Below are 1178 nucleotides of genomic sequence, written 5' to 3' on the forward strand. Positions count from 1 at the left end.
AGGCTCTTGTGGTCTTGTAATTCTTATCTCTTAAAGTAACTATACTTTCTTTCAGTTCAGATAAGGAAATAATGTTTTTCTCTTTTAAGAATTGATAGCTTTCGATGTATTTTTCTAAATCTGTATTATGGTTATCTGCATTTTTACGGATAAGATTTTTAAAAACGGATAGCAAATTTTCTTTGGATGGGAGGGTAGATTTGAGATTATCAGTTTCTGCCTTTTCTTCTTTTCCTATTCCTCTTATCCAATTTAGTAAGGCTTTTATTCTTCTTGCAATCTCTTTTAATATCTTATTCTGATGTTTGATTTCTCGGTTGATATTTCCCCTGTCGGTATTTATGCCTTTCTTTTCCATTTGGGTGGCTGATACGCCTAAATGAATGGTCGGTATTTGTTCTATGCCCTGTCTTTCATAGGAACGGTGATCCACTTTTTCCTGTATGCTATTTTCTTCAAGATATTTATTTGTAATATCTGCCCATGCTTTTCGCCAATGCTCTGCTTTGTCTTGTTCGTTCCAATCTACTGCATTTATTTTCTTTGTTTTGTAGTTGCCATTTTTAAGTTTTACTTTCTCTCCGTTTTCATCAAGGATATATTCCTTTTTTGATTTTGCTCCCCATGTTGTATCTTCGTTTAGCGGTCGCATAGTTAATAGAATATGTGCGTGTGGGTTTCCGTCATTTTTATCATGTAGGGCAATATCGGCACACATACCAACTTTCACAAAATTTTCTTTTACATATTCCCTTACAAGTTCTATCTGTTTTTCCCTGTCTAATTCTTTGGGTAAAGCAATTTCGATTTCTCTTGCAAGCTGTGAGTTTTTACTTTTTTCTATTTTCTCAACACTGTTCCATAATACAGAACGGTTTGAAAATTCTTCAGGTGCATTTTGCGGTAATAGAATTTCGGTATAGGCTATTCCGCCTTTTCTTGTAAAGTCATGGACTATTCCGTCATATTCGTTTTTTATCTTTTCGCCACTACGATAGGCGGAAGCTGCTACTGCACTTTTGCCTTTTCCTCTTGAAATAATCTTTATACTAAGATGATATATCGCCATAAGAAAAAACCTCCTCTCTTTTTTAATGTGGGGACGATGGCGATGATAAAGACTTACTAAAAAAAATCGGATTGCTTTTTATCCGATTTCTTTTGGGAAGTACACAAGG

General features: G+C 34.6%; 1 protein-coding gene. It reads right to left on the reverse strand.

Annotated elements, in window-relative coordinates; genetic code table 11:
- On the reverse strand, positions 1-1069 hold a 1069-nt coding region (gene mobQ, locus HMPREF2852_RS05180), incomplete at its 3' end, for a MobQ family relaxase (protein WP_261668115.1).
- Positions 1070-1178 lie beyond the last annotated feature (109 nt).

Origin of the sequence: Anaerococcus sp. HMSC065G05 (genome assembly GCF_001812365.1) — a bacterium.
Classification (GTDB): Bacteria; Bacillota; Clostridia; order Tissierellales; family Peptoniphilaceae; genus Anaerococcus; species Anaerococcus vaginalis.